At 61.9% G+C, this 2,972-nt stretch carries 2 protein-coding genes; both read right to left on the reverse strand.

What is annotated here, in order from left to right:
* Positions 1-699: 699 nt before the first annotated feature.
* Positions 700-1,278, reverse strand: coding sequence for a hypothetical protein (locus ACFDR9_RS27345; protein ID WP_409033028.1), 579 nt, complete (start codon positions 1,276-1,278; stop codon positions 700-702).
* 217 nt (positions 1,279-1,495) lie between these two features.
* Entirely contained in the window at positions 1,496-2,746 is a 1,251-nt protein-coding gene (locus tag ACFDR9_RS27350) for a DEAD/DEAH box helicase (RefSeq protein WP_026132435.1), read from the reverse strand.
* Positions 2,747-2,972: the final 226 nt, after the last annotated feature.

The following is a 2,972-nucleotide window of genomic DNA, read 5'->3' on the forward strand; positions in this document are numbered from 1 at the left end:
TGGCTTGGATTGAAGGATGTTCACGTGGCGGCGGAAACGATACGCACCCTACGCGAAATGGGGGCGCTCAAGAGTTGTGTATAACGAGGTGGGTTATGGGCCCACTCGTCACCGCCACGCGCACGTATCGTTTCCCGCTCAACAACGATGACTCTGCCATCACTCAATTGCACCTCCTCTTTCCATTTTTCGCTACCGCCCACGCACGCGCTCATACTAACCACCATGAAAAAAATCAAACCGACGGCAATGATCGTCTTTAAGCAAGAATTTTCGTCACACATGAGATACTCCTATCGAAGATCAACGCCGGGACGGCCTGCGGCAATTGCGGCTGGTCAGTGGCGCCGCCGGGTTCGACAGGCAACCACGCGACCAATAAAATGAAAAAGATAATAGTATTTTTGAAATAGTGCGAATTGGTTTTAGTCACTGGTTCCTAAAGAATCTCACAAAAAAGTTCGATGTCGCGGTACTTGAACGGCAGAGCGCCGCAACGTCCGCGCGAGGCCAGTCTGGTGTTCGGGGACGGATTGGTTAGCGCTGAGGATCGGTACGCATGGGCGCTTGCGCGATTCGTCACTCAAGGCATGAGTGTGCTGAGCGAGTAATGGTGATTGACAAAGAGATGTGGTGGAATCGGCGAGCGACAGGCACCGTATACCTGGTTGGAATGGCGGGCAGGCACAATTCAAGACGCTAGTTGTCGCACACCGTCAGGACCGGCCCCACCTGCCTGAGCGCGGGCCGTTTCCCCATACGGGCGCCGCCAGCTTGCTTTTCCCGCAAACCGACGAGTTGCGGCAGGTCCGCGCCGTCCCGGACCAGCAGGTTCGTCGAGCGCCGCGTGAAAGTGTCGGGCAGCCGTTCTTCCACCCAGATGCCGTTCCAGTAGACGTATTTCGAGTACATTTCGCACCCCGCCGTGAGCTCGACGCTGGACATTACCACCGGTGCGCCGTCCTCGACATCAAAAATCAACGGTACTTCGGGCAAGCCATCCGGGGATTTTTTGGTGGTGTTCCACACGATCATTTTCTTCGATCCGTTCGCCGGCTCAAGCCGAATTCGTTGCCTCTTTGGCTTGCCGACGCGATCGTTATGCGCCCATTCGCTGCCTTGCTCGAATACGGTCTCGCGCTCGATGACGATAATACGGCCGTCGCTTAGCTGCACCTCCTCTTTCCATATTTCGCTGCCGCCCCGGCATCCGCCGAGCGTAGCCAATAGCAGTGTCAAGCCAACGGAGCCAAGCGTTTGTGCCAAGCGGTGCGGCATGGAAGTTCTCCTTTGATGCTGTCGGCAGACGTGCGGAAACCCGCCTTCGAATTAAAGGATAGCAATTTGCTGGGAATGGAATTTACGATTACTCAAGGGAAAGTCACGCGGCGTGGCGAGCGCATGAAAACCAAGGGCAAGGGCCGGGGTTGGGCCTTCCCGCCTTGGCGCCGAGGGTCCGCGACCCCATGTTTGGGCCGCGGGCTTTTGTCGCGCCTTATTCGGCTTTGGCGGCCGCTTCGCGCAGCTTGTCTTTTTTACTCTTGCGCGCGCCCTTGACGCCGCCGTTGACGGTGTCGGTCGCGGCGTGCTCGACGATGACGGCGGCCGGCTCGACCGGCTCGAAGCCGGCGATGATTTCGCGCGCCAGCAGCACGTTCTGGCGCTTTTCGATCAGCCGGAAATGCGCCTCGGTGTCGGCGCTGACGAAGCTGACCGCGACGCCGCTGTGGCCGGCGCGGCCGGTGCGGCCGATGCGGTGGGTGTAGTCGACCGCCGAGCGCGGCAGGTCGTAGTTGACCACCGCCGGCAATTGCGCGATGTCGATGCCGCGCGCGGCAACATCGGTTGCCACCAGCACCTGGATGCGGCTGGCCTTGAAGTCGGACAGCACCTGGCTGCGCGCGCCCTGGCTGAACTCGCCGTGGAAGGGGTCGGCCTTGATGCCGTTGCGCTGCAGCTTCTCGGCCACGTGCTCGGCGGCGTATTTGGTGGCGACGAACACCAGCACGCGCTCCCATTTCTGTTCCAGGATCAAGTGCTTGAGCAGCATGGTGCGGCGCGACGCGTCGACGGCGATGGCGCGCTGCAAGATGTCGGGCGCGTCCTGCGGCGCCGATTCGACTTCGATGCGCACCGGCGCGCGCAGCAGCGTGTCGGCCAACGCCTGCACCTCGTCCGGGAAGGTGGCCGAAAAGAACAGGGTTTGGCGCTGCGCCGGCATCATGCCCAGCAGGCGGCCGATTTCGTCGCTGAAACCCAGGTCGAGCAAGCGGTCGGCCTCGTCCAGCACCAGCATGGACACGCCCGACAGTGTCAGCGCGTTGTGGTCGATCAGGTCGAGCAGGCGGCCCGGCGTGGCGACGACGATGTCGGCGCCGCCGCGCAGGTCCATCATCTGCGGATTGATCGACACGCCGCCAAACACGATGGCGGTCTTCAGCGGCACCGGCAGGTGCTTGGCCAGCTTGCGGATCGCCTCGCCCACCTGGGCCGCCAGTTCGCGCGTCGGCACCAGCACCAGCGCGCGCACTCGGCGCGGGCCGCTGGCCGGCGCCAGCATCGCCTGCAGCAGCGGCAGCGCGAACGCGGCCGTCTTGCCGGAGCCGGTCTGGGCCGCGCCCAGCAGGTCGCCGCCGCGCAAGATCACGGGAATCGCGCCGGCCTGGATCGCGGTCGGCGCGTTGTAGCCGACTTTGCCGGCGGCGCGCACGAGTGAGGGAATCAGACCCAGTGAGGAAAATGGCATATCGGGCCTTAGCATTCGAAAGTGTGGGATTGGCTGGCTGCGCAGCAAAACGCTGGCGCCATGCCGGTTGAGAGGTGCAAGGACGATAGTATAAATCAAAACCACGGGCGTAACCCCGGGGTCGGACCCCGCGTGCAGGGCGATTGCATGAAGGCGGAGCCGAGGCGATGAGCACAGCTTGTAGGTATCGCTTGTAAACTCTTTGAAAAAGGCGTTTACTCTCGAT

This window comes from Janthinobacterium sp. CG_23.3 (assembly GCF_046115965.1).
Taxonomy (GTDB): Bacteria; Pseudomonadota; Gammaproteobacteria; order Burkholderiales; family Burkholderiaceae_D; genus Janthinobacterium.